The organism is Acidisphaera rubrifaciens HS-AP3, assembly GCF_000964365.1.
GTDB classification, from domain to species: Bacteria; Pseudomonadota; Alphaproteobacteria; order Acetobacterales; family Acetobacteraceae; genus Acidisphaera; species Acidisphaera rubrifaciens.
The window spans coordinates 1-4,191 of sequence record NZ_BANB01000418.1 but is presented as its reverse complement, the minus strand read 5'-3'; the positions used below and the strand labels follow the sequence as shown (position 1 = coordinate 4,191).

General features: G+C 72.0%; 4 protein-coding genes and 1 pseudogene. All 5 read right to left on the bottom strand.

All coding sequences use genetic code 11. The annotated features are described in order from the left end of the window. The coding region (tilS, locus tag B8460_RS12230; protein ID WP_241771179.1) for a tRNA lysidine(34) synthetase TilS at positions 1-671 on the bottom strand (671 nt) is incomplete at its 3' end. Continuing rightward, positions 655-1,572 carry a tol-pal system YbgF family protein gene (locus B8460_RS12225; RefSeq protein WP_048861881.1) on the bottom strand — a complete coding sequence of 306 codons (918 nt, stop codon included), beginning with the start codon at positions 1,570-1,572 and terminating at the stop codon, positions 655-657. The genes tilS and B8460_RS12225, both read right to left, overlap by 17 nt. 18 nt (positions 1,573-1,590) lie before the next feature. After that, positions 1,591-2,064, bottom strand: coding sequence for a peptidoglycan-associated lipoprotein Pal (pal, locus tag B8460_RS12220; RefSeq protein ID WP_048861880.1), 474 nt, complete (start codon positions 2,062-2,064; stop codon positions 1,591-1,593). A 215-nt stretch (positions 2,065-2,279) separates the two neighbouring features. Further along, positions 2,280-3,641 carry a Tol-Pal system beta propeller repeat protein TolB gene (gene tolB, locus B8460_RS12215; RefSeq protein ID WP_048861883.1) on the bottom strand — a complete coding sequence of 454 codons (1,362 nt, stop codon included), beginning with the start codon at positions 3,639-3,641 and terminating at the stop codon, positions 2,280-2,282. A 50-nt stretch (positions 3,642-3,691) separates the two neighbouring features. Then, positions 3,692-4,191 (bottom strand): annotated as a pseudogene (locus B8460_RS21935) (hypothetical protein); the annotation flags it as partial.

The following is a 4,191-nucleotide window of genomic DNA, read 5'->3' as shown; positions in this document are numbered from 1 at the left end:
AACGCCGCCACACCCCCGACCGCCACGCCGCGCAGCCGGGCGCGCAGCGCGGCCGGATCGGCATTGGACGGATCGTCGCTCCACGCGACGCCACGCCGGCGGAGACAATCGCGCAGCGCCGCCGGCGGCACGTCCAGCAAGGGCCGCAGCAGCCGGATGCCGTGCAGGTGACGCAGCGCCGCGATCCCGGCCAGCCCGTCCGCGCCGCTGGCCGCCAGGGCACGCATCATCAGCGTCTCCGCCTGATCGGCCGCGTGGTGCGCGAGCAAGAGGTCGGTGCGCCCCGCCTCGGCGCAGGCCGCCGCAAGCGCGGACAGCCGGGCATCGCGCGCCCGGGCGGCCTTGGCCGGGCCCGCATGCAGGCCGGTCAGCGTCAGGAGACGGGACGGAATGCCCTGCGCCGCGAGGCGCGCCGCTGCGGCGCGGGCCTCTTCCGCCGCCTCGGGTCGCAGCCCGTGATCGACGATGAGCGCGAGGAGATCACCGCCGCGCCGCCGTGCCCAGCTTGCGGCCAGCAGCGCCAGCGCCATGCTGTCGGCGCCGCCCGAGACGCCGCAGGCAAGACGCGGCGGCGTGCCGAACGGGCCGAGCCGCGCCATGCGGGCGGCGAAACCGCCCTCCGTGAGGGCGTCGTGCAGTCGGTCGTCGGCCGCGTCAGGAGCAGCCGGCACGCACCCGCACCGCGCCGGCGGCGTTGTGGACGTCCGGCCGGACCTTCGGGAACTCCCGCGCCAGCTTGGCCAGCGTCTCGCACGCCGCCTTCCGCTCGCCGATCGCGTTCAGCGACGAGGCGAGCCCCACCAGCGCCTCGGGCGCGTGGGTCCCGGTGCGGGCCCTGTTATAGGTGTCGTCATAGGCGATCGCCGCCTGCGCATAGTCGCGCTTGCCCGCCAGGGCCTGCGCCAGCAGGTACTGCGCGTCATAGGCGCGCGGCGAGGTCCGGTTGTTGTCCAGCACCTCGCGCGCGGCGGCGGTGGCGCCGGCATAGTCGCGCCGGCCCAGATCGGCATATCCCTCGGCGATGGCGCGTTCGGGTGTGCGCGGCCCGGTCGGCGCGGCGGCGGCGCCCCGACCCGGCGGCGATGCCGGCGGGCTGTAGGTGGGCGGCGTATAGGGCGGCGGCGAACCATAGGACGCGGGCGGCGGCGCGGCGGCCGGAGCCCCGCCGCCCGCCCCGCCGCCGAGCTTGAAGTTCAGATCGCCGATCTGCTTGTTCAGGTCGTCGTACTGATGCTGCTGCGTATTCTGCAGCTCGTCCACGCGGCCGCGCAGGCGGCGTGTCTCGTCCTCCAGCGCCTGCACGCGCGACACGAGGGCCGCGATCAGGTCACCGCTCGCGCCCGACGGGACGGCAGGCGGCGGCGAGCCCGCCAGCACGCCACCCCCGCCGCCACCCCCGCCGGACGAGATCTGGCCCTGGAGGGACTCGACCTCGTGGCGCAGTTCCGCGATCTGGTTCTGAAGCGCGATGCCCTCGCGGCTGTCGATCGCGATTTGCGCGCGCGCGCCAAACGGCGCGAGCGCGACGGCAAGACAGACGGCGGCGACGGGCCGCCAGCGCAGAGGCGACATGCCGGCCCGTGGCCTCCGTTACTTCACCGACGTGATGGCGTTGCGGTTCTGCGCCCAGGCCTGCTCGTCCGAGCCGAGGGCGACCGGGCGGTCCTTGCCATAGCTGATCGTCGTGATGCGCGCGCCGCTCACGCCCTTGGCCACGAGATAGTCGCGGGCCGCGTTGGCGCGACGCTGGCCAAGCGCCAGATTGTACTCCTCGGTGCCACGCTCGTCGCAGTTGCCGGCGACCTGGACGCCGACCTGCTGATAGCGCTGCAGCCAGTCGGACTGCCGGTCGAGGGTGGAGCGGGCATCGCCGTCGATGGACGACGAGTTGAAGGCGAAGAAGACGCGGTCGCCGACATTCTTGACCAGATCCTCCTCGCTGCCGGGCGCGGGGCCGGCGGTTGCCGCGGTGGCGCCCGATCCGGTGGCGGCGCCCTCGTTGGAGTGCGAGCACGCCGCCAGCAGGGCTATGGCGGCGAAGGCAGCGATGAGCTTTGCGTTCATGGCGGATGATCCTGAATGCGGTCGCTGGGGAAGGAGGAAGCCATGGTTGAGGGCGGTTCGGTCGTGGCGCTATGACGGCGATCAAGCACGTGTAACGGCCGTCCCGGTAATCCGTTCCGTTCCCGGCAGCGCTTAGCGAGGCGCCCCAGCGCGGTCAAGCGCGCTGTGGGACGCGCGACCATGCGCGGCGCGCGGTCCCGTTGAGCGGCCGCCCCTTACTCCGCCAACGGCGACCACGCCGGATCGGACGCATCGGTCGCGGTCGGCACCTGCCTCTCGTTGAAGCCGGTGATGTCGATCGACACCAGCCGCGTCGAATACCCCGCCCCGCTGCGGCTCGACGCCGGGGTCTCGCGCCAGAACATGATGACCCGCCCGTTGGGGCAAAAGGTAGGCCCCTCCACCGCGAAGCTCTCCGACAGGATGCGCTCGCCGGTGCCGTCCGGCGCCATCACGCCGATCGCGAAGGTCGAGCCGCTGAGGCGCGTGAAGGCGATCAGGTCGCCGCGCGGTGACCACACCGGCGTCGCGTAGCGGCCGTTGCCAAAGCTGATGCGCTTCGCCCCGCCGCCGCCGGCACCCATGATATACAGCTGCTGGTCGCCGCCGCGGTCGGAGTTGAAGACGATCTGCGACCCGTCCGGGCTGAAGCAGGGGCTGGTGTCGATGGCGCCCGAATTGGTCAGCCGCCGCATGCCGCCGCCGTTGAGGCCGACCTCGACGATGTCGGACCCGCCGCCATGCGCCACGGACATGATGACGCTGTTGCCGTCGGGGCTGAAACGGGGCGCGAACGTCATCCCGTTGAAATCCCCGAGCACCTGCTGCCGGCCGCTGGCGAGGTTGAACATGTACACGCGCGGCCGGTTGTTGGCGTAGCTCATGAAGGCGATCTCGTCGCGCGTCGGATGAAAGCGCGGCGTCAGCACCATCCATGTGCCGTCTGTCAGATAGCGGTTGTTGGCGCTGTCCTGATCCATGATCGCCAGCCGCTTGATCCGCCGGCTGCGCGGCCCGGTGTTCGCGACATAGACGATGCGGGTGTCGAAATACCCCTTTTCGCCGAGCAGCCGCTGATAGATCACGTCGGCGATGATGTGCGCGATCCGGCGCCAGTTCGCGGCGCTGGTCGTATAGGCCGTCCCCTGGATCTGCTGCTGCGGCAGCACGTCCCACAAACGGAACTCGACGCGCACGCTCGACCCGCCGCCCTCGACCGAACCGGTCACCAGCGCCTGCGCGCCGGTCACCCGCCAGTTCTGGAAATTGGGCATGCCGGAGCCGGACGGCCCGGCCTGGATGAAGCTCGACGCCGGCAGCGGGCGGAACAGGCCGCAATTCGCCAGATCGGCGGTGATCACCTGCGCGATCTGCGCGCCGAGCGGCGAGCCGCCGAGATCGGGGATGGCGATCGGAATCGGCGCGGCGCGGGCGCGGCTGACATCGATCACCGCCGACCCGGTGGCGGTCGTCCCCTGCGCCCGGGCGGGCGGTGCCAGAAGAAAAGCCGATCCGGCAAGGCCGGTGGCAATCAGGCCGCGTCGGCCGATCAGGCGGTCGCTCTCGTGTGCTGGCATCGTCTTGCTCTCTTCCAACAGTCAGACGCAGGCATGGGCGGCGGCCACGGTCACTCGCCGGGCCGGAAACGGAACTTGAAGGTCTGCCGCTGGCCGCGCATCGACGGGGGCAGCGGCAGGTTGGAACAGGTCGGGCTCAGCACGGCACGCCGCGCCCGTTCCGCAAAAGCGCGAAACACCGGATCGGACAGCCGCCCGGTATCCTCGGGCGCCACCTCGGCGATGCGCGCCTGGCCGGTCTCGTCCACCGTCACGTCGAGCAGCACCTGAAAGCTCATGACGTCCTTGGCGCCGGCGTCGAAGGTCCAGCACCGCTGCACCTCGGCGCCGATCGCCCGCGCCTGCGAGACGGACAGCTTCGACGTGTCGTCGCCCTGCGGGCTGCCGCCGCCATGCGGGGCGCCGCCGCGCGAGGGGTTGGCGCGCGCGGTCGGCGGCCGCTGCTGGCGTTGCAGGGCCCGCAGCTTCTCCAGCGTGTTGTTCAGCGCCTGGCTGTCCGGCGCCGGGTTCTTCGTCGGGTTGGGCTGGCTGTTCGGCGCAGGCTTGGTGT

What these genes read in the sequence shown, in the direction of transcription:
- pal (WP_048861880.1), bottom strand. Translation starts at nt 2,064, where the DNA reads ATGAACGCAAAGCTCATCGCTGCCTTCGCCGCCATAGCCCTGCTGGCG.
- tolB (WP_048861883.1), bottom strand. Translation starts at nt 3,641, where the DNA reads ATGCCAGCACACGAGAGCGACCGCCTGATCGGCCGACGCGGCCTGATT.
- B8460_RS12225 (WP_048861881.1), bottom strand. Translation starts at nt 1,572, where the DNA reads ATGTCGCCTCTGCGCTGGCGGCCCGTCGCCGCCGTCTGTCTTGCCGTC.